This window comes from Janthinobacterium sp. PSPC1-1 (assembly GCF_049897625.1).
Classification (GTDB): Bacteria; Pseudomonadota; Gammaproteobacteria; order Burkholderiales; family Burkholderiaceae_D; genus Janthinobacterium; species Janthinobacterium tructae.
In genome coordinates this window covers 153,242-172,725 of sequence record NZ_JAFCWP010000005.1, presented here as the reverse complement: position 1 = coordinate 172,725, position 19,484 = coordinate 153,242, and the positions used below count along the sequence as shown (strand labels likewise).

The following is a 19,484-nucleotide window of genomic DNA, read 5'->3' as shown; positions in this document are numbered from 1 at the left end:
CGTAGGTTGGGTTAGCGCAGCGTAACCCAACAACAGCCACCAGCCTAATCATTCACCAACTTTTAAAGAACACCATGTCTAAAAATATCGGTCCAGAATACGTCCGCGCCATCGCCCCTTACCAGAGCGGCAAACCGATCGCCGAAGTCGCGCGCGAATTCGGCCTCGACGAGGCCGCCATCGTCAAGCTGGCGTCGAATGAAAACCCGTACGGCATGCCGGAATCGGCGAAGCAGGCGATGATCGCCGCCATCGATGACCTGGGCCGCTACCCGGACGCCAACGGCTTCGACTTGAAAGCCGTGCTGTCGAAGCGCTATGACGTGCCGGCCGACTGGATCACCCTGGGCAATGGCAGCAACGACATCCTGGAAATCGCCGCGCACGCCTTCGTGCAGCATGGCCAATCCGTGGTCTACTCGCAGTATTCGTTTGCCGTGTACGCGCTGGCCACGCAAGGCCTGGGTGCGCGCCACATCGTCGTGCCGGCGCAAGCCTACGGCCATGACCTCGATGCCATGGCGGCGGCGATTGCCGACGATACGCGCTTGATCTTCATCGCCAACCCGAACAACCCGACCGGCACCTTCCTGACGGCCGCGCAGCTCGAAGCGTTCCTGCAAAAAGTGCCACAGCACGTGGTGGTGGTGCTGGATGAAGCCTACAACGAATTCCTCTCGGCCGACGAGCAGTACGAATCGACGGCGTGGGTGCGCCAGTATCCGAACCTGGTGGTCTCGCGCACCCTGTCGAAGGCCTACGGCCTGGCCGGCCTGCGCATCGGCTTCGCCATTGCCCAACCGGTGCTGACGGACCTGATGAACCGCATCCGCCAGCCGTTCAATGTCAACTCGCTGGCGCAGGCGGCCGCGATTGCCGCCCTGAACGACAAGGCCTTCCTCGAGCAAAGCGCGCGCAACAACGCGGCCGGCTACCAGCAGTTCATCGAGGCATTCACGCAACTGGGCCTGGAATTCGTGCCGTCGCACGGCAATTTCGTGCTGGTGAAAGTGGGCGACGATGACGAAGCGGGCGCGCGCGTGAACCTGGCGCTGCTCCAGCAGGGCGTGATCGTGCGTCCCGTCGGCAGCTACGGCTTGCCGCAATGGCTGCGCATTTCCATCGGCCTGCCGCAGGAAAACGCCATCTTCATCGCCGCGCTGACGAAAGCGCTGGCCTGACGATATGACGACGCCTGCACTGAAAAAAGTCGTCATCTTCGGCGTAGGCCTGATCGGCGGCTCGTTCGCGCGCGCCTTGAAACACGCGGGCGCGGTCGCCACGGTGGTCGGCATGGGCCGTTCATCGACCTCGCTGGCGCGCGCCCTTGAGTTGGGCATCATCGACGAAATCGGCGGCGACATGGCTGATGCCTTGCTTGGCGCCGACCTGGTGCTGGTCGCCGCGCCCGTGGCGCAGACGGGCGCTATTTTGGCGTCCATCGCGCCGCATCTGCAGCCCGGCACCATCGTCACCGATGCGGGCAGCACGAAAAGCGATGTGGTGGCGGCCGCGCGCGCGGCGCTCGGTGGCAAGGTGGCGCAATTCGTGCCCGGCCACCCGATCGCGGGACGCGAGACGAATGGGCCTGACGCCGCCATCATCGATCTGTATCAAGGCAAGAAAGTGGTGCTCACGCCGTTGGCGGAAAATAGCGCCGCCGATGTGGAACGGGTGGCGGCCGCGTGGCGCGCCTGCGGCGCCATCCTGCATACCTTGACACCCGAAGAGCATGACAAGGTATTTGCCGCCGTCAGCCATCTGCCGCATTTGCTGGCCTTTGCGCTGGTCGACGACATCGCCAACAAACCGCACGCGGGCCTGCTGTTTCAATATGCGGCCAGCGGCTTTCGTGACTTTACGCGCATCGCCGGCTCATCGCCGGAAATGTGGCGCGACATCAGCCTGGCCAACCAGCCGGCGCTGCTGCACGAACTGGACGCCTACCTGGCGCAGTTGACGACCTTGCGCGCCCACCTGGCCGCGAATGACGGCGCCGCCATCGAAGGCGTGTACGCGAACGCCCAGCACGCGCGGCAACAATGGATCGAGGCGATTGAAACGGCGGAAATACCTGCCGCGCCCACACGATAAATACTCAAGGATTCCAGCATGACCCAGACCAAGCACTACCCTCACCATATCGATTTGCAGCCGGTGATGCATGCCGAAGGCACGGTGCGTTTACCCGGCTCGAAAAGCATTTCCAACCGCGTGCTGCTGCTCGCCGCGCTGGCCAGGGGCACGACGAAAATCATCGACTTGCTCGCCTCCGACGACACCTTCGTCATGCTCACGGCGTTGACGTCGCTGGGCGTCAAATGGACGCAGGATGAGTTGACGGGCGATCCGGCTACTGCCCACCAGGTGCATCACGTGGAAGGCTGCGGCGGCGTCTTCCCGCACCACGCGGCTGACCTGTTCATGGGGAACGCCGGTACGGCGATCCGTCCGCTGACGGCGGCCCTTGCCGTCATCGGCGGCGATTACACGCTGCACGGCGTGTCGCGCATGCACGAGCGCCCCATCGGCGACCTGGTCGACGCGCTGAACGCCGTCGGCACGCAGATCGAATACACGGGCGAGCAGGGCTTCCCGCCGCTGCGCATCCGCCGTGGCCACATCCACGCGCAGCGCATCGCCGTGCGCGGCAACGTGTCGAGCCAGTTTTTGACGGCCCTCTTGATGGTGGCGCCGCTGATGGCGCGCGACCATGCGGTGACCATCGACGTGACGGGCGAGTTGATCTCCAAGCCGTACATTGAAATTACCCTGAACCTGATGCGCCGCTTCGGCGTGACGGTCGAGCATGACGGCTGGCAGTCGTTCACCGTGCAGCCGGGCCAGCACTATCAAAGCCCGGGCACCATCCACGTGGAAGGCGACGCTTCGTCGGCGTCGTATTTCCTGGCGGCCGGCGCCATCGGCGGCGGTCCCGTGCGCGTGGAAGGCGTGGGGCGCGACAGTATCCAGGGCGACGTGCGCTTCGTCGAGGCCTTGCAGCAGATGGGCGCGACCATCACCATGGGCGAGAACTGGATCGAGGCCCGTTCGAACGGCGTCTTGAAAGCCGTCGACATGGATTTTAATCATATTCCCGATGCGGCCATGACGATCGCCGTGGCTGCCCTGTACGCGGACGGCACCTCGACCTTGCGCAATATCGCCAGCTGGCGGGTGAAGGAAACGGACCGCCTGGCCGCCATGGCGACGGAATTGCGCAAGCTGGGTGCGGAAGTGGAAGAGGGCGCGGACTACCTGCGCGTGACGCCACCAGCCGAGATCCAGGCAGCCACCATCGACACGTATGACGACCACCGCATGGCCATGTGTTTCTCGCTCGCCTCGCTCGATGGCGCCGCGCGCCGCGGCAACGCCATGCGCATCAACGACCCGAAATGCGTGGCCAAGACCTTCCCCGAGTATTTCGCTGCGTTTGCGGGGATTGCCAAAGACACCTTGATTTAATTGATTGTTTAATACTATGTCAACCTCCAACATTCCAGTCATCGCCATCGATGGCCCCACCGCTTCCGGCAAGGGTACGGTGGCGCACCGCGTGGCCGACAAGCTGGGTTTCCATTACCTGGACTCGGGCGCGCTGTACCGCCTGACGGCGCTGATGGCGCTGCGCCGTGGCACCGACTTGCGCGACGAGCACGCGCTGGCCAAGCTGGCCGAGCACTTGCCTTGCCATTTTGCGGGCGGCGAGATCCTGCTGGCGCAGGAAAACGTCACCGAGCAGATCCGTGCTGAAGAAGTGGGCAATACGGCGTCAAAAATTGCCGTGCTGCCAACAGTGCGCCATGCCCTGGTGGGCTTGCAGCTGGGTTTTCGCAAGACGCCGGGCCTGGTGGCCGACGGGCGCGACATGGGCACGGTGATCTTCCCGCATGCCCAATTGAAGGTGTTCCTCACCGCCAGCGTCGAGGCGCGCGCGCAACGGCGCTACAAGCAATTGATAGACAAGGGTTTTTCTGCTAAGATGGAAGACCTTCTGATGGATTTGCAGGCGCGGGACGAACGTGATACTCACCGTGCGATTGCGCCGCTGGTCCCTGCGGAAGGGGCGCATGTCCTCGATACGTCGGAAATGACGGCAGATGTTGCCGTTGAAACCGTGTTGAAATGGTATGCAGCTGCAGCAAAATAGCGTGTTGTTGTGCTATGTGGTGCCCGTTGACGGCTCCTGGCCTGTCCGGGTGTGTCAAAAACCTAACCCAGTTTAAGTCGCGTCGTGCGATCTCTGCTGGATAACCTGTGTGAACCCTATGTCTACTGTTACAACTAACGAATCTACCGGTATGGAAAGTTTTGCTGCGCTCTTCGAGGAATCGTTGTCGCGTCAAGATATGCGCTCCGGCGAAGTTATTTCCGCTGAAGTCGTGCGCCTCGACCACAATTTCGTGATCGTGAACGCTGGCCTCAAATCCGAAGCATTCATCCCTGTCGAAGAATTCAAGAACGACCACGGCGAACTGGAAGTCAAAGTTGGTGACTTCGTTTCCGTGGCGATCGAATCGCTGGAAAATGGTTTCGGCGATACCATCCTGTCGCGCGATAAAGCCAAGCGTCTGGCTTCGTGGCTGGCTCTGGAAAAAGCGATGGAATCGGGCGAAATCGTCGTCGGTACCGTCAATGGTAAAGTCAAAGGCGGCCTGACCGTGTTGACCAACGGCATCCGCGCATTCCTGCCGGGCTCGCTGGTTGATACCCGTCCTGTCAAAGACACCACCCCATTCGAAGGCAAAACCCTCGAATTCAAAGTGATCAAGCTGGATCGCAAGCGTAACAACGTGGTTCTGTCCCGCCGCGCCGTCATCGAAGCTTCGATGGGCGAAGAGCGTCAGAAACTGATGGAAACGCTGAAAGAAGGCACGGTCGTGACCGGCGTCGTCAAAAATATCACCGACTACGGCGCGTTCGTGGATCTGGGCGGTATCGATGGCTTGCTGCACATCACCGACCTGGCATGGCGCCGTGTACGTCACCCGTCGGAAGTACTGACGGTTGGCCAGGAAATCACCGCCAAAGTCCTGAAATACGATCAAGAGAAAAACCGTGTTTCGCTGGGCGTGAAACAACTGGGCGACGATCCTTGGACCGGTCTGTCCCGTCGTTACCCACAAAGCACCCGTCTGTTCGGTAAAGTAACGAACCTGACCGACTACGGCGCGTTCGTTGAAGTGGAACAGGGTATCGAAGGTCTGGTACACGTTTCCGAAATGGACTGGACGAACAAAAACGTTGCTCCTAACAAAGTTGTCCAACTGGGCGATGAAGTAGAAGTGATGGTTCTGGAAATCGACGAAGAGCGTCGTCGTATCTCGCTGGGTATGAAACAGTGCAAAGCCAACCCTTGGGATGACTTTGGCGTTACCCACAAGAAGGGCGATAAAGTCCGCGGCGCGATCAAATCGATCACCGACTTCGGCGTGTTCATCGGCCTGGCCGGCAACATCGACGGTCTGGTACACCTGTCCGACCTGTCCTGGACCGAAACCGGCGAAGAAGCCGTGCGTCGCTTCAAGAAAGGTGACGAACTGGAAGCCATCGTTCTGGCCATCGACGTTGAGCGCGAGCGCGTTTCCCTGGGCGTCAAGCAACTGGAAGGTGACCCATTCAACAACTTCGCAGCCATGAACGACAAAGGCTCGCTGGTAACCGGTACCGTTAAATCGGTTGAGCCTAAAGGCGCCGTGATCCAACTGTCCGAAGAAGTTGAAGGCTACCTGCGCGCTTCCGAAATCTCGCGCGACCGCGTTGAAGATGCTGGTACGCACCTGAAAGTCGGCGATACCGTCGAAGCAATGGTGTTGAACATCGACCGCAAAGCCCGTGGTATCCAACTGTCGATCAAAGCGAAAGACAACGTGGAAACCCAGGAAGCCATGCAGAAGATGGCAGCTACCGACAACAACGCAGCTTCGGGCACCACCAGCCTGGGCGCCTTGTTGAAAGCTAAGTTCGATAACAAGAACTAAGACTGCGGATACGGCAGATGACAAAGTCCGAGCTGATCAACCGCCTCGCTGAGCGTTATTCTCAGCTGGTGGCGAAAGATGCGGAGTATGCCGTCAAGACCATTCTCGATGCGATGACCAACGCCCTGGCGACCGGTCAGCGTATCGAGATCCGCGGTTTTGGCAGTTTTGCCCTGAACAGCAGGCCCCCGCGTATCGGCCGCAACCCGAAATCCGGCGACAAGGTGATGGTTCCCGAAAAACGGGTACCCCACTTCAAGCCGGGAAAACAGTTGCGCGAGCGGGTGGACGCGATGGTCGGGCAACCGATTATCGAGGATTAATCGTCTGCTGGAAGGCGACACAAAGAGCGGCGTCCTTGGATGCCGCTTTTTTTTGTTAATATGCTGAGAATACCTGACATAAGCTACTGCGCGTCGCGCTTTGCGGCCTGCGATGCTCACCGTACTTCAGTACGGTTGCGCTTCTCGGCCACAAATCACTGACGCTCGCTACGCTTCTGCCAGGCATTCCGAGGTTGTGCCATACGGCATTTTTTGTACTTTCTGGGCGTATCGATGAAAATCATCTCCACCATCGTTGGCTGTGTTCTTTTCGTCCTGTTCTTCAGTTTTGCGCTGAAGAATGCGCAGGTTGTCGACCTGCATGTTTTCCTTAATTATGAAATTCGCGGCCCCCTGGTCCTGATGCTGCTGGGCTTTTTTGTCGCCGGCGCCAGCCTGGGCGTCCTGGCCCTGACGCCGACCGTGTTCCGTCACCGCCGCGAAGCGAGCAAGCAAAAAACCACCATTGCCGCGCTGCAAACCGTTGGCGTGGCCAGCAATGTCCAGCCGCAACCGGACAGCGTGAGCGCGCAGTAAGCGGCGCCGTCGCTCCTATCTCTCTTACTCGAATAAAAACAATCGCATGGATTTTGAACTCTGGTGGCTCTTGGGTATCCCGGTGTTTTTCGCGCTGGGCTGGATTGCCGCGCGCGTCGACATTCATCAACTGGTGTCCGAATCGCGCAGCTTGCCGCGCAATTACTTCAAGGGCTTGAACTTCCTGCTCAATGAGCAGCATGACAAGGCCATCGATGCCTTCATCGAAGTCGTCAAGCTGGACCCGGAATCGGCCGATATGCACTTTGCGCTGGGCAACCTGTTCCGCCGCCGCGGCGAAACGGAGCGCGCCATCCGCGTGCACCAGAATTTGCTGGCGCGCCCGGACTTGCCGCTGGAACAGCAGGGCCATGCCGCCTACGAACTGGGCATGGATTACCTGAAGGCAGGCTTGCTGGACCGCGCGGAGGAAACCTTCAATAGCCTGATCGACACGCAATATGCGGCCCAGGCGCGCCGTGCGCTGCTGGAAATTTACCAGCGCGAAAAGGAATGGCCGCGCGCCATCGAAGCGGCCGTGGGCTTGCAGGAATCGGGCGCCGGTGCGCGCCAGAAGGAAATCGCCCAGTTCTATTGCGAACTGGCGCATGACGCGCTGGTGCACATGAAGCCGGACGAAGCCATGCCGCTGCTGGAAAAAGCCCTGCAGACGGACCGCAAGAGCGTGCGCGCCACCATCCTGACGGGCGACGTGCTGCTGGCGCGCGGCGACGTGGAAGGCGCGCTGACCACCTGGCGCCGCGTGGAGCAGCAAAGCGTGCCGCACGTGGCCCTGGTGGCGCAGCGCCTGATGGATGGCTACACCAAGGTGGGCCGCGCGCAGGAAGGCGTCAACCTGCTGCGCTCCTACCTGGAAGAGGCGTCGTCGATCGACTTGATCGAGGTCGTCTTCAAGGCCGTCATCGAACTCGATGGCGTGGAAGCGGCGAAGCAGCTGGTCAGCGCCGAGCTGCGCCGCACGCCGACCCTGCTGGGCCTGGATAAACTGCTGGAAGCGCGCATGATGGATGCGCCGGCCGCCATCTGGTCCGAGCTGTCGATGGTGAAAAACCTCGTGCACGGCTACACGCAGAAGCTGGCCCGCTACCAGTGCAGCCATTGCGGCTTCAAGGCACGCCAGTTCTACTGGCACTGCCCTGGCTGCAATAAGTGGGAAACGTATCCACCGCGCCGCACCGAAGAACTCAATGTCATGAACTGATTCGTACACGTCACCTTGCCCTGAGTAATGTGGCGTGTACTTCTATGTAAGACCTGCTTTTTATCCATACGGTACATCCATGAAAATCACTATTATCGGCACCGGCTATGTAGGCCTCGTGACCGGCGCCTGCCTGGCGGAGCTGGGCAACGACGTTTTTTGCCTCGACCTGGACGCACAGAAGGTCGCCTTGCTCAATAGCGGCGGCATCCCCATCCATGAACCTGGACTGGAAGAAGTCGTGGCGCGCAACCGCGCCGCCGGCCGCATGACCTTCTCCACCGACGTCGAGGCAGCCGCCGCACACGGCGTGATGCAATTCATCGCCGTCGGCACGCCGCCCGATGAAGACGGCTCGGCCGACCTGCAATACGTGCTGGCGGCCGCGCGCGGCATCGGCAAGTACATGACGGACTTCAAGGTCATCGTCGACAAGTCGACCGTGCCCGTCGGTACGGCCGAAAAAGTGCGCGCCGCCATCCAGGGCGAACTGGACGCGCGCGGCGTGGCCGCCACGTTCTCGGTGGCGTCGAACCCGGAATTTCTCAAGGAAGGCGCGGCCGTCGAAGACTTCATGCGCCCGGACCGCATCGTCATCGGCTGCGACAGCACGCCGGACGGCGAGCGCGCGCGCGAATTGCTGAAAAGCCTGTACGCGCCATTCAACCGCAACCGCGAACGTACCTACTGGATGGACGTGCGCTCGGCCGAATTCACGAAGTATGCGGCGAACGCCATGCTGGCCACGCGTATTTCCTTCATGAATGAACTGGCGAACCTGGCCGACAAGGTGGGCGTCGATATCGAGGCCGTGCGCCACGGTATCGGTTCCGACCCACGCATCGGCCACAGCTTCCTGTACGCAGGTTGCGGCTATGGCGGTTCCTGCTTCCCGAAAGACGTGCAGGCGCTCGAGCGCACGGCGCGCGGCTATGGGCAGGAGTTGCTGATCCTGCGTGCCGTCGAAGCCGTCAACGACCAGCAGAAGCAGGTGCTGGGGCGCAAAGTGGTCACTCGCTTCGGCGCAGATCTGACGGGCCGGCATTTCGCCGTCTGGGGACTGGCCTTCAAACCGAACACGGACGATATGCGCGAAGCGTCGGCCCGCGTGCTGCTGGCGGACTTGCTGGCGCGCGGCGCCACGGTGGCCGTGTACGACCCCGTCGCCATGCCCGAGGCGCGCCGCGTGCTGCAACTGGACTTGACGCCGGAACAATTGGCAAGGGTGCGCTTTGCCGACAGTCCGAAGGATGCGCTGCAGGACGCCGATGCGCTGGTCATCGTGACCGAGTGGAAAGCCTTCCGCAGTCCCGATTTCGAACAGGTCAAGGCGCGCCTGAAGCAGGCCGTGATCTTTGACGGACGCAACCTGTTCGAGCCGGCCGTCATGGCCGAGGCGGGCATCGAATATCACGGGATCGGTCGCTCGATCCTGACACGCGCATGAGCGCCCACGAGGTGGCAGCCTTGACGGCGCCGGCCGCGCTGGCCCAGGTGCGCCTGCTGGTGGTGGGCGATGTGATGCTGGACCGCTACTGGTTCGGTGATGTCAGCCGTATTTCGCCGGAAGCGCCGGTGCCCATCGTGCGCATTGAGAAGCGCGAAGAGCGCCTGGGCGGCGCGGCCAACGTGGCGCGCAACGCGGCCGCGCTGGGAGCGAAGACGAGCTTGCTGGGCGTGGTCGGCGACGACGAGGCCGGCAGCCAGGTCGAGCGCCTGCTCGAAGGCGGCGGCATCCACAGCTATCTGCAGCGCGATGCGGCCATTTCCACCATCATCAAGCTGCGCGTGATCGGCCGCCAGCAGCAGATGCTGCGCATCGACTTCGAGGATGCGCCCAGCGATACGGTGCTGCGCGATAAACTCAAGCAATTCAATGCGCTACTGCCGCACTACGATGTGGTGGTCCTGTCAGACTACGCCAAGGGCAGCCTGGTGAACGTGGCCGAGATGATCAAGGCCGCCAAGGCCGCCGGCAAGATCGTCATGGTCGACCCGAAAGGCGATGATTTTAGCCGCTATGCGGGAGCGTCAGTGCTCACTCCGAACAAGTCCGAACTGCGCCGCGTGATCGGCAACTGGAATACGGAAGAGCAACTCACGGAACGCGCGCAGCAGATGCGCGCACAGCTGGGCCTGGAAGCCTTGCTGCTGACCCGTTCCGAAGAGGGCATGAGCTTGTACACGGCCGATGAGGTGCTGCACATGCCGACCGATGCGCGCGAAGTATTCGACGTCTCGGGCGCGGGCGACACGGTGATCGCCACCATGGCGGCCATGCTGGGCGCCGGCATGGGCCTGGGTGACGCCGTACGTACGGCCAACCGGGCCGGCGGCATCGTCGTCGGCAAGCTGGGCACGGCCACCGTCACCCGCGAAGAGCTGTTCCCGCAGTAACCGCCGCCGTATTCCGCATCTCGCCTGCGCCGCTCTGTTTGATCTGGCGCAGGTTTCCCCGTCATTCCGCTGTCCCGTCTTGTCAACCGTATCACGCCACAGCCGTTAAAGCCGTTAAGGCGCTGCTCCTCCCTTGCGTTCGAGTCATCTTGAAACCACACCACGGAGAGATACCCATGTTCAAAAAAATACTGCTGGCCATCGTCACCCTGATCGCGACGATGGGTTTTGCCTTTGCCCAGGTCGATGTCAACAAGGCGGACCAGGCGGCACTCGACGGCGTCAAGGGCATCGGCCCCGTCACGTCGAAAGCCATCCTTGATGAACGCGCCAAGGGCGGCGCCTTCAAGGATTGGGCCGATTTCGAAAGCCGCGTAAAAGGCATCGGACCGAAAAGTTCCGTGAAACTGTCGGAAGCGGGCTTGCAGGTGAATGGTCAGGCCAAGTCTGGCGCGCCAGCGGCCCCGGTGGCGAAAGCTGCCCCGGCAAAAAAGGAAACTGTTGTGAAGGAAGTTGCAGCGAAAGAAGCCGCAGCGAAGCCAGCTGCTGCGACCGACACCGCTGCGGCGCCAGCCAAGACAGCCGCTGAAACGAAAAAAGAAGCTGCTGCTGCCAAGAAAGAAGCGAAGGCTGCCGCCGCTGCCGCGAAGAAAGAAGCGAAGCTGGCTGCAGCCGAGGCGAAGAAGGCTGAAGCCGAGAAAAAGTAAGCGTGTTGCTGTAAAGCGTGTTGCGTGGTGGTGCCGCGCAGGACGAGAAGAAAACCCTGCGTGGTACCGGCCGCGCGGGGTTTTTTTTATGCGCCGCCACTTTGCCCTGCCGATGCGCCTACAGCTGCGACTCGATCGGCAGCCAGCGCATCACGCATACCAGCATGCGGCGCCAGAAGCCTGACTCCGGATCGTGCGTCCACACCTTGGCTGGCTGCTCGGTGGCGTCGGACCAGCGCAGGGCGCCGTTGTCGAGGAATACGCGGTAGCTGGTGTCGCTAGCCGTCGAGTGCAGGAACAGCGTGCGCATGTCGGCTCCCAGCGCGGCATCGTTGAACAGCACGCCCATCTCCGTGTTCAGCTGGGCCGAGCGGGGGTCGAGGTTGAAGGAGCCGACGAAACCCCGCTGGCCATCGACCACCACGGCCTTGGTATGCAGGCTGGCGCGGCTCGAACCCATCAGGCTGATGCGCTTGCGGTGCAGGGTCTTCAATTCATACAGGTCGACGCCACCGCCCAGCAGCACTTCGCGGTAGCGCGCATAGCCCGCATGCACGAGGGCCACGTCGGTGGCGGCCAGCGAGTTGGTCAGCACACCGACCTTGACGCCGGCGGCAACCTTGTCGGCCAGGCTCTGCGTCAGCGCCGCGCCGGGCACGAAGTAGGGCGAAGTCAGCAGTGCTTCTTCGCGCGCCTCGGTCAGCAGGGGCAGCAAGCTGTGCATGAGCCAGTGCTCGCTGCGCTGCAAACTGGCCACGGGCGCGGCTTTTTCCGGCGGGTCCGACAGCACTTGTACCTGCGCGCTCCAGTGCAGCCGCAGCCGGCCATCCAGGTGGGCTTGCAGCTGGCCCGTATCGGTCAGCTGCCGCAGGTACGGCGAAGCGCCCAGTTCACCCGTGAGCGTGTCGAGGCGGGCGCGCATAGCCTGCAGTTCCGGCGCGCCTGCGTTCTTGCCGGCGTGCAAGGCACCGATGGGGATGACGGCGCGGCTGTTCCAGAAGCGGTCGAAAATGTCGCTCGTCTGCTGTACGGCGGGACCCACCAGCAGCAAGTCGGCATCCTGGAAATTGACTTGCTCGGCGGCATCAAAATATTCATCGCCGATATTGCGCCCGCCGACCAGGGCCACCCTGCCGTCGACGATCCAGGCCTTGTTGTGCATGCGCCGGTTCAGGCTGACGGCGCGCAAGGCCATTTCCACGGCGCGCAACCAGATGCCGTCGCGGTTGCGGCCCGGATTGAAGATGCGCACGTCGATCAGCGGATGGCTGTCGAGCGCGAGGATGGCGGCATCCTGGCCGCGCGCGTTGATATCGTCAAGCAACACGCGCACGCGCACGCCGCGGTCGGCCGCGCGCAGCAGTTCGCGCACCAGCAGGCGGCCCGTGACGTCGTTATGCCAGATGTAGTACTGCAGGTCGATGCTGCGGCCCGCCTCGCGCGCGCTCAGGGCGCGCAGGGCAAACGCTTCCAGGTTGTCGTCGATCAGGGCCGTGCCGCTCTGTTCCGGGCGTTGCGCCAGCTGCGGCGCCAGCACGCGGTCGAGCAGGGTAGCGCCGGCTGCCACGGGCAAGGCCGTACCCGGTGCCCCCAGCGAACGTTCGGCGAAGCGCCCGTAGCTGTACAGCGCGGCGATGCTGAGCCCGGCAAACAGGGTGGCCAGCAGCAGCAATTTGACGAGCATGCGGCGCACCGTCAGCGGACCGCGCGCAGGCTGAGACTGCGGCGTGCGGGGTGGAGGATGGGCTGGCGCATGCGGGTGTCTTTCGTGAGCGGAACGGGAAATGGCCGATTGTAGCAGTTTCTACAATGCACGATTTTCATCCTGGAACATCCTTGCCTGCCGTCAAAAATGCGAGAATGGCCAGCTCAATCAATCATCGGGGGATGCAGGCATGGTACGGATTTTGACGGGAATGACGGCAGCCATGCTGTCGGCGAGTGTGGCGGCGGCGCCGGGCGCCGAACCGGCGCAGCAGCAGATACGGCAGGTGGTGGCCGACATCTCGCCGCAGCGCATCGAGGCGCACGTGCGCAAGCTGGTCAGTTTCCAGACGCGCCACACCATGTCCGATACCGTGTCCGACACGCGCGGCATCGGCGCGGCGCGGCGCTGGATCAAGGCGGAGCTGGAGCGCTGCGGCGCGCAGGCGGGCGGGCGCCTGCAGGTGGCGTTCGACAGCCATATCGCACCCGTGTCGAAGCGCATCGCGCGGCCGACGGAAATCGTCAACGTGGTGGCGACCCTGCCGGGCAGCCAGCCGCAGTCTGCCGGGCGCATCTATGTCGTCAGCGGCCACTATGATTCGCGTGCCACCGACGTGATGGATGCGCAGGGCGACGCGCCCGGCGCCAACGACGACGCCTCAGGCACGGCGGCCGTGATCGAGATGGCCTGCGCGATGGCGCGCTACCAGTTCGATGCCACGCTCGTCTTCATGGCCGTGGCGGCCGAGGAACAGGGGCTGTTGGGTTCCGGCCACTGGGCGCAGCAGGCAAAGTTGAACAAGCTCAACATCGCCGGCATGCTGAATAACGACATCATCGGCAGTTCGCGCGCCGACGACGGAACCGTCGACGGTGGCCAGGTGCGCCTGTTTGCCGAGGGCATCCCTGCCATGAAGGAAATGAGCGACGGCGTGCGCGCCCTGGTGGCGACGGGCGGCGAAAACGACTCGATTTCGCGCCAGCTGGCGCGCCATGTGAAGCAGGTGGGCGAGCGCTATGTGCCCGGTTTCAAGGTCAACGTCATCCAGCGCGCCGACCGCTACCTGCGCGGCGGCGACCATATGCCCTTCCTCGCGCAAGGGTATGCGGCGCTGCGTTTCACGGAGCCGAACGAGGATTTTACCCACCAGCACCAGGATGTGCGCGTGGAAAACGGCGTGCAGTATGGCGACTTGCCGCAATTCGTCGATTATGACTACGTGGCGAAAGTGGCGCGCGTGAATGCGGCGGCGCTCGCTTCGTTGGCCCTGGCGCCGGCCGCGCCCGCCGGCGTGCAGGTGCGCACGGCGCAGCTGGAAAACGCCACTTCACTGATATGGCAGCCAAACACGGAGCCGGACCTGGCCGGCTACCGCATCGTCTGGCGCGCCACCACGGCAGACCAGTGGCAGGGCGCGCAGGACGTGGGCAATGTCACCGAAGCCAAGGTCAAGCTGTCGAAAGATAACTATTTCTTTGGCGTCCAGGCCATCGACCGCGACGGCAATGTCAGCGTGGCAACTTATCCAATGCCGCTGCGTTAGGCGCTGTTGACGGGCAGTCTGGCCAGGAAGCCGTGAATCTGGGAAACGACCGCCGCGCCTTCGCCCACGGCGGCGGCCACGCGCTTGGTCGAGCCGGCGCGCACGTCGCCGATGGCGAAGACGCCTGGCACACTGGTTTCCAGCGCCGCCCGGTCCGGCAAGTCGGGTGGATACACAGCGTGGCCATGGGCGCGGCATTCGGCGCGCGTGACGTCGAAGCCCGTGCGAATGAAACCTTGTTCGTCGACGGCCACGGCGCAGTCGTGCAGCCAGTCCGTGTTCGGATCGGCGCCCACAAAAAGAAACACGCGGCGCACGGCGCAATCGCATTCTTCACCCGTCTGCTTGTTGCGCCAGCGGGCGCCCGTCAAGCCATCGTCGTCGCCTTCGAGGGCGATGATTTCCGTGTGCGTGTGCAAGGTGATGTTGGGCGTGGCGGCGATGCGCTCGATCAGGTAGCTCGACATGCTGGCCGCCAGCCCTTCGCCGCGGATCAGCATGTGGACCCTGGCCGCGTGGCCGGAGAGAAACACGGCCGCCTGGCCGGCCGAGTTGCCGCCGCCGACCAAAATGATCTCTTCCTGTTTGCACAGCTTGGCTTCGATGGGCGAGGCCCAGTAATACACGCCCCGTCCTTCATACGTTTTCAGGTTCGCCAGCGAGGGACGGCGGTAGCGCGCGCCGCACGACAGCACCACCGTGCGGGCGCGCACCTGGGTGCCGTCGCACAGCTTGACGCGCAGGGGCCAGCTGTCGCACAGCAAATTGGCGGCGCTGGCCGGGGTGGCGATCTCGACGCCGAACTTTTGCGCCTGCACATAGGCGCGTCCCGCCAGGGCGCGGCCGGAAATGCCGGTGGGAAAGCCCAGGTAATTTTCGATGCGCGCGCTGGCGCCCGCCTGGCCGCCATACGCGCGCTGTTCCAGCGCCAGCACGCTCAAGCCTTCGGAGGCCGCATACACGGCCGTGGCCAGGCCGGCGGGGCCGGCACCCACCACCAGTACGTCGAAGATCTTGTCGCCGGACAAATCGGGCAACATGCCCAGGCAGCGCCCCAGTTCCGCATTGCCGGGGTTTTTCATGACCTTGCCGTCGGGACAGACGACCAGCGGCCACTCCTGCGGCGTGGGCTGGTAGCGCTCGGCCAGCGCAGCGGCGGCGGCATCGCTGGCCGGGTCCAGCACCGTGTGCGGGTGGCCATTGCTCGATAGAAAACTTTGCAGGTGGAACAGATTGCCATTGCCGCGCGGCCCCACCAGCACGGGGCCGCCTGAATTGACTTCGATCAGGGCCACGCGGCGCAGGATCAGGGCGCGTACGATGCGCTCGCCCATTTCCGCTTCCGCCACGATCAGCGCGCGCAGCGATTCCGAGCTGATGACGAGCACCTCCACGTCACCCACGGCATGGCCATTGACGAGGGCGGGGCGGCCCGACAGCTGCGCCACTTCGGCGATGAAGTGGCCGGGGCCTACTTCTCGCATCAGCGAGGTGCGGCCCAGGCCTTCGTGGCGCGTGACGGCGACGTGGCCCGCCAGGATGACCAGCATGCCGAAGCTGCTGTTGCCCGCCTCGAACAGGGTGGCGCCATCCGTATAGCGGCAGACCTTGCCATAGCGTTGCAGGCGGCGCAGTTCCGCTGCGGTGAAGACGGGGGAAATCTGGTGCATGCGGCCCTGGATGTCGAGGCTGCTGGCCTGGACGGGATCGTCCTGCGTGGTTTCGGGGATGAATTCGGGTGCGCTGCTGCTCATGACTGATCCATTGATTGAATAAGCAAATTACTAAAATAACTAACCGTCACGAGTCTAGCGCATGCGCGCGCGGCCCGCTGGTACACCGCACGCGGCAACCCTGGCAGGGGGCAAAGCCAGGCGCCATGCGGCCTGGCGCGCGGGCGGTCGCAGCGGGGGCAGCCCGGCGGGGCGGCGGTTTTTAGCCATACGCCGTCCAGCATCTCATATTAGAATGGGTCTTTGTTGAAATTACTTAAACAGACACGATGGCTTACAAGACACTTGAAGATACGATAGGCAATACTCCGCTGGTGCAACTGACGCGCTTGCCGGGCGCCGATGCGATTGCGCGCAACAACGTCATCCTCGGCAAGCTGGAAGGCAACAACCCGGCCGGCTCCGTGAAGGACCGCGCCGCCATGTCCATGCTCAAGCGCGCTGAAGAGCGCGGCGTCATCAAGCCAGGCGATACCCTGATCGAGGCCACCAGCGGCAATACGGGCATCGCGCTAGCCATGGCCGCCGCCTTGCGCGGCTACAAGATGCTGCTCTTGATGCCAGACAATCTCAGCGTGGAGCGTCGCCAGAGCATGGCCGCGTATGGCGCCGACATCCTGCTCACGCCGAAGACGGGTGGCATGGAATATGCGCGCGACCTGGCCGAACAGATGCAGAAGGATGGCCGTGGCATCATCCTTGACCAGTTCGCCAACGAAGACAATTCGCGCGCCCACTACGAAAGCACAGGACCGGAAATCTGGCGCGATACCAATGGCCAGGTCACGCATTTCGTCAGCGCCATGGGCACGACGGGCACCATCATGGGCGTATCGCGCTATTTGAAGGAACAGAATCCCGCCATCCAGATCATCGGCGCACAGCCCGAGGATGGATCGCAGATTCCCGGCATCCGCAAATGGCCGGAAGCGTACTTGCCGAAAATTTATGACAAGTCGCGCGTGGACCAGGTGGAATACGTGAGCCAGGGCGTGGCCGAGCGCATGGCGCGCAGCCTGGCGGCAGAAGAGGGCTTGTTCTGCGGCATCTCGGCGGCCGGCGCCTGCGAAATCGCGCTGCGCATCTCGCAAACGGTGGAGAATGCGACGATCGTGTTTGTCGTCTGCGACCGCGGCGACCGTTACTTGTCCACAGGTGTTTTTCCTGCTTGATGAAGGACGCCCAACCAAACCTACTGCGCGGCGCGCTTTGCGGCCGGCGATGCTCACCGTGCTAGAGCACGGTTGCGCTTCTTAGCCACAAATCACTGCCGCTCGCTACGGTTTTGTTGGGCGTCGATACCGCTTGGGGAATAAGGTAAGGCGGGAAATATATCGGCCAGAACGGCCTGAGAACTACCGGAAATACCCCCTCCCCATGGCGGGGAGGGAAAACCTGCGAAACTGGCAGGATCAGCCTTGTGGCGTTTCGCCTTCTTTTGGCTTGAATTGCTTGTCGCTGATGCGGAATTTGTTACGACGGTCACCCATCAGGTAACGCAGGTCGCGGATGCTCAGGTCGCTCACTTCGTGCATGCGGATCAGCAGCGATGCACCGACCGGCAGGCGGTGGTGACGGATTTTGCTGATCACTGGTGGCGCCACTTCCAGCGCGCGGGACAGTGCTGCGTCGTTTTTCAGGCGCAGGTTTTCGATCAGGGTATCGAGCAATCTGTTTGGGTTGTACTGGAGCAGATCGTCGGAGTCCGAATCGCTGTTCATATCAATGCCGACTTGGTTTGTCATGATGTTAATGTTCCTTCTGTAGTTGCACTGCAAAGTAAAAAACACTCGGAGCTCGCTCTTGCTGCGTTCATGTTCATTCTTTACTAAAAGGAACAAATTCACACACGGTACGATCCGGGATACAGTTTTTCATGATATATACACAATTGTACAGCAGGATTCCATTTCAGGCCGGAAAGCTCTGTAATCTTGCTTTGGATAAAATAAGTGTTGTCATGTTGCAACAGCTATTTATTCTTTATTATGCTCTATGATAGAACAAAAATTGTACTTTGACAAAAGTTAAGTATAAAACCATTTCTATATTCCGTGCCGCACAATGGCTGGCGAGCGAGGCTGGCACATGTTATCGCTCCCACCATAGACCTGTTTGCTGGTCGCTTCAACATCGCTTACGCTTTCTTACAAGTAATATTATAACTTTACACTGACTTTCGGTTAGCGTGCGCGCACTTGGCTGATGGCCTTGCCCAAGTCGATGACTGACATGGCATAAAAATAACTTCTGTTGTACTGAGTTATAGCAAAGAAGTTATTGCTTGCCAAGTGATACTCAGTTGCTTCTGAACCATTTTGCAGATCGATCAGGCCGAACAACATGTTCTGGGGCGTGGCTGCGACGGTACTCACGCCGGCCTCCTGCAATTCCTCCAGCCGGTACTTGGCTTGCAAGCCCTGGCCGATGAACTTTTCCCAGGCGTGGCTGGCCGAGACGGTGACGCGATATGTGCTGATGGCCGGGTCATCGCGCCGCCAGCCGTGTTCGACAAGGAAATGCGCCACGCTGCCGATGGCGTCGGCGGTGGAATTGCGCAGGTCGATGTGACTATCGCCATCGAAGTCCACCGCGTATTTCATGATGCTGCTAGGCATGAACTGGGGCAGGCCGATGGCGCCCGCATACGAGCCGAGCAGGGTCAAGGGATCGATGCCATCCTTGCGCGCGTACAGCAGCGCGTTTTCCAGTTCCCCCTTGAAAAATTCCATGCGCGCGGCGCGCGTCGGGCTTTCCGGGTAGGAAAACGCCAGGGTCGTCAGCGCGTCGAGCACGCGGAAACGGCCCGTGTTGCGTCCGTACACGGTTTCCACGCCGATGATGCCGACGATGATTTCAGCCGGCACGCCATATTCGCGTTCGGCACGCGCCAGCGCTGCCGCGTTCTCTTCCCAGAATTTCACGCCCGCATTGATACGCACCGGCTCGATGAAGCGGGCGCTGTACGCTTGCCAGTTCTTTGGCTTGCCTGGCGGCGCCGGTTTCATCAGCTGCACGGTCGACTCGACATAGCGCACCTTGCCGATCAGGGTATCGAGCTCGGCGCGGTCAAAACCATGCTTGGCGGACATCTCGTCGAGGAAGGCGCGTACTTCTTTCCAGTTGGCATAGTCGACAAACTCGCCTTCGAAGTCGAATTTCGCCGGTGCTTTTTTGGCCGTCGCCTTGGCGGGCGGGGCCTTGGCCGCGCGCACGGCACGGGCGCGGTCGGCAGCGGAAATATTGCCGTTTTCGCCAGCATGCGCGGCGGACAGGCACAGGGGAAGGGAGAGGAGCAGGGACAGGGCGGAGGTTTTGATCGGTAACAAG

General features: G+C 62.0%; 17 protein-coding genes. 13 read left to right on the top strand and 4 right to left on the bottom strand.

Annotated elements, in window-relative coordinates:
- The first annotated feature begins 74 nt into the window (after positions 1-74).
- The 11 genes from hisC (at position 75) to ACP7EG_RS17335 (ending at position 11,170) form a co-directional block, all read left to right on the top strand.
- A complete protein-coding gene (hisC, locus tag ACP7EG_RS17385) occupies positions 75-1,181 on the top strand; it encodes a histidinol-phosphate transaminase (RefSeq protein WP_426088625.1) in 1,107 nt (368 codons plus the stop codon).
- Between the two features lie 4 nt (positions 1,182-1,185).
- The gene (locus ACP7EG_RS17380) at positions 1,186-2,094 is read left to right on the top strand and encodes a prephenate dehydrogenase (RefSeq protein WP_426088624.1); all 909 of its coding nucleotides are present in this window, start codon (positions 1,186-1,188) and stop codon (positions 2,092-2,094) included.
- Positions 2,095-2,112: 18 nt separating this feature from the next.
- Positions 2,113-3,468, top strand: a complete 1,356-nt coding sequence (aroA, locus tag ACP7EG_RS17375; RefSeq protein WP_426088623.1) for a 3-phosphoshikimate 1-carboxyvinyltransferase — start codon at positions 2,113-2,115, stop codon at positions 3,466-3,468.
- A gap of 16 nt (positions 3,469-3,484) precedes the next feature.
- Positions 3,485-4,153 carry a (d)CMP kinase gene (gene cmk / locus ACP7EG_RS17370; RefSeq protein WP_426088621.1) on the top strand — a complete coding sequence of 223 codons (669 nt, stop codon included), beginning with the start codon at positions 3,485-3,487 and terminating at the stop codon, positions 4,151-4,153.
- Positions 4,154-4,271: 118 nt separating this feature from the next.
- Positions 4,272-5,984, top strand: a complete 1,713-nt coding sequence (gene rpsA, locus ACP7EG_RS17365) for a 30S ribosomal protein S1 (protein WP_071650172.1) — start codon at positions 4,272-4,274, stop codon at positions 5,982-5,984.
- Between the two features lie 17 nt (positions 5,985-6,001).
- The gene (locus ACP7EG_RS17360; RefSeq protein ID WP_008446215.1) at positions 6,002-6,307 is read left to right on the top strand and encodes an integration host factor subunit beta; all 306 of its coding nucleotides are present in this window, start codon (positions 6,002-6,004) and stop codon (positions 6,305-6,307) included.
- Between the two features lie 234 nt (positions 6,308-6,541).
- Complete coding sequence (locus ACP7EG_RS17355; RefSeq protein ID WP_077400759.1) at positions 6,542-6,844, top strand: LapA family protein; 303 nt, start codon at positions 6,542-6,544, stop codon at positions 6,842-6,844.
- A 46-nt stretch (positions 6,845-6,890) separates the two neighbouring features.
- Entirely contained in the window at positions 6,891-8,066 is a 1,176-nt protein-coding gene (gene lapB, locus ACP7EG_RS17350) for a lipopolysaccharide assembly protein LapB (RefSeq protein ID WP_071078964.1), read from the top strand.
- Positions 8,067-8,145: 79 nt separating this feature from the next.
- Entirely contained in the window at positions 8,146-9,513 is a 1,368-nt protein-coding gene (locus tag ACP7EG_RS17345) for a UDP-glucose dehydrogenase family protein (protein WP_096234302.1), read from the top strand.
- Positions 9,510-10,463 carry a D-glycero-beta-D-manno-heptose-7-phosphate kinase gene (gene rfaE1, locus ACP7EG_RS17340; RefSeq protein WP_426088620.1) on the top strand — a complete coding sequence of 318 codons (954 nt, stop codon included), beginning with the start codon at positions 9,510-9,512 and terminating at the stop codon, positions 10,461-10,463. Before ACP7EG_RS17345 ends, rfaE1 begins: the two co-directional genes overlap by 4 nt.
- Positions 10,464-10,639: 176 nt before the next feature.
- Positions 10,640-11,170, top strand: a complete 531-nt coding sequence (locus tag ACP7EG_RS17335; RefSeq protein WP_426088619.1) for a ComEA family DNA-binding protein — start codon at positions 10,640-10,642, stop codon at positions 11,168-11,170.
- A 118-nt stretch (positions 11,171-11,288) separates the two neighbouring features.
- On the opposite strand, the gene ACP7EG_RS17330 is transcribed toward ACP7EG_RS17335, so the two are convergent.
- Complete coding sequence (locus ACP7EG_RS17330; protein WP_426088618.1) at positions 11,289-12,854, bottom strand: phospholipase D family protein; 1,566 nt, start codon at positions 12,852-12,854, stop codon at positions 11,289-11,291.
- A gap of 244 nt (positions 12,855-13,098) precedes the next feature.
- Here ACP7EG_RS17330 and ACP7EG_RS17325 point away from each other — a divergent pair, with 244 nt between their 5' ends.
- Positions 13,099-14,421, top strand: a complete 1,323-nt coding sequence (locus tag ACP7EG_RS17325; protein WP_426088617.1) for a M20/M25/M40 family metallo-hydrolase — start codon at positions 13,099-13,101, stop codon at positions 14,419-14,421.
- On the opposite strand, the gene ACP7EG_RS17320 is transcribed toward ACP7EG_RS17325, so the two are convergent.
- Positions 14,418-16,175, bottom strand: coding sequence for an FAD-dependent oxidoreductase (locus ACP7EG_RS17320; protein ID WP_426088616.1), 1,758 nt, complete (start codon positions 16,173-16,175; stop codon positions 14,418-14,420). The genes ACP7EG_RS17325 and ACP7EG_RS17320 overlap by 4 nt on opposite strands.
- A 248-nt stretch (positions 16,176-16,423) precedes the next feature.
- On the opposite strand from ACP7EG_RS17320, the gene cysM reads away from it, so the two are divergent.
- Positions 16,424-17,326 carry a cysteine synthase CysM gene (gene cysM, locus ACP7EG_RS17315; RefSeq protein ID WP_071078957.1) on the top strand — a complete coding sequence of 301 codons (903 nt, stop codon included), beginning with the start codon at positions 16,424-16,426 and terminating at the stop codon, positions 17,324-17,326.
- 240 nt (positions 17,327-17,566) lie between these two features.
- Here the strand turns inward: cysM and ACP7EG_RS17310 are convergent, their stop codons facing one another.
- Both ACP7EG_RS17310 and mltB read right to left on the bottom strand, forming a co-directional pair.
- Positions 17,567-17,899 carry a hypothetical protein gene (locus ACP7EG_RS17310; RefSeq protein WP_034751784.1) on the bottom strand — a complete coding sequence of 111 codons (333 nt, stop codon included), beginning with the start codon at positions 17,897-17,899 and terminating at the stop codon, positions 17,567-17,569.
- 438 nt (positions 17,900-18,337) lie between these two features.
- Positions 18,338-19,483, bottom strand: a complete 1,146-nt coding sequence (mltB, locus tag ACP7EG_RS17305; protein ID WP_426088615.1) for a lytic murein transglycosylase B — start codon at positions 19,481-19,483, stop codon at positions 18,338-18,340.
- Between the last annotated feature and the right edge of the window lies 1 nt (position 19,484).

Coding starts and splice junctions, on each gene's coding strand:
- hisC (WP_426088625.1), top strand. CDS start 75: ATGTCTAAAAATATCGGTCCAGAATACGTCCGCGCCATCGCCCCTTAC.
- ACP7EG_RS17380 (WP_426088624.1), top strand. CDS start 1,186: ATGACGACGCCTGCACTGAAAAAAGTCGTCATCTTCGGCGTAGGCCTG.
- aroA (WP_426088623.1), top strand. CDS start 2,113: ATGACCCAGACCAAGCACTACCCTCACCATATCGATTTGCAGCCGGTG.
- cmk (WP_426088621.1), top strand. CDS start 3,485: ATGTCAACCTCCAACATTCCAGTCATCGCCATCGATGGCCCCACCGCT.
- rpsA (WP_071650172.1), top strand. CDS start 4,272: ATGTCTACTGTTACAACTAACGAATCTACCGGTATGGAAAGTTTTGCT.
- ACP7EG_RS17360 (WP_008446215.1), top strand. CDS start 6,002: ATGACAAAGTCCGAGCTGATCAACCGCCTCGCTGAGCGTTATTCTCAG.
- ACP7EG_RS17355 (WP_077400759.1), top strand. CDS start 6,542: ATGAAAATCATCTCCACCATCGTTGGCTGTGTTCTTTTCGTCCTGTTC.
- lapB (WP_071078964.1), top strand. CDS start 6,891: ATGGATTTTGAACTCTGGTGGCTCTTGGGTATCCCGGTGTTTTTCGCG.
- ACP7EG_RS17345 (WP_096234302.1), top strand. CDS start 8,146: ATGAAAATCACTATTATCGGCACCGGCTATGTAGGCCTCGTGACCGGC.
- rfaE1 (WP_426088620.1), top strand. CDS start 9,510: ATGAGCGCCCACGAGGTGGCAGCCTTGACGGCGCCGGCCGCGCTGGCC.
- ACP7EG_RS17335 (WP_426088619.1), top strand. CDS start 10,640: ATGTTCAAAAAAATACTGCTGGCCATCGTCACCCTGATCGCGACGATG.
- ACP7EG_RS17330 (WP_426088618.1), bottom strand. CDS start 12,854: ATGCTCGTCAAATTGCTGCTGCTGGCCACCCTGTTTGCCGGGCTCAGC.
- ACP7EG_RS17325 (WP_426088617.1), top strand. CDS start 13,099: ATGCTGTCGGCGAGTGTGGCGGCGGCGCCGGGCGCCGAACCGGCGCAG.
- ACP7EG_RS17320 (WP_426088616.1), bottom strand. CDS start 16,175: ATGAGCAGCAGCGCACCCGAATTCATCCCCGAAACCACGCAGGACGAT.
- cysM (WP_071078957.1), top strand. CDS start 16,424: ATGGCTTACAAGACACTTGAAGATACGATAGGCAATACTCCGCTGGTG.
- ACP7EG_RS17310 (WP_034751784.1), bottom strand. CDS start 17,899: ATGACAAACCAAGTCGGCATTGATATGAACAGCGATTCGGACTCCGAC.